This is a genomic window from Neisseria sp. P0021.S007 (assembly GCF_051956855.1).
Map to the genome: position 1 here is coordinate 1 of NZ_JBQCXA010001208.1, position 516 is coordinate 516.

Here is a 516-nt window from a genome sequence, read left to right on the forward strand (position 1 = left end):
CATCTTCTCTTTCCGCGACGAGTTCGGCCAATGGGATCCTAAAAACCAACGTCCTGAATTATGGTCGCTCTACAATACGCGCCTGTTCCAAGGCGAAAACATGCGCGTATTCCCGATTTCCAACTGGACGGAATTGGACATCTGGCAATACATCGCACGCGAAAAACTCGCCCTGCCACCGATTTATTACACCCACAAACGCGAAGTTGTCGAACGCAACGGCCTGCTCGTTCCCGTTACCCCGTTGACCCCAAAACGCGAAGGCGAAGTTGCCCAAATCCGCGATGTCCGCTTCCGTACCGTCGGCGATATTTCCTGCACCTGCCCGGTTGCCAGTACCGCCGCCACACCCGAAGACATCATTGCGGAAACCGCCGCCGCGACCATTTCCGAACGCAGTGCCACACGCATGGACGACCGCGTATCGGAAGCGGCAATGGAAGAGCGTAAAAAACAAGGTTATTTCTAAACTGTTTTTTTCAGACGGCCCCTATATATTTCAAACCCGAACAACAC

At 53.5% G+C, this 516-nt stretch carries 1 protein-coding gene; it reads left to right on the forward strand.

The annotated features are described in order from the left end of the window. Positions 1–469, forward strand: a 469-nt coding sequence (gene cysD, locus ACTHUR_RS18325; protein ID WP_440400192.1) for a sulfate adenylyltransferase subunit CysD, incomplete at its 5' end; no start/stop codon positions are given. Positions 470–516: the final 47 nt, after the last annotated feature.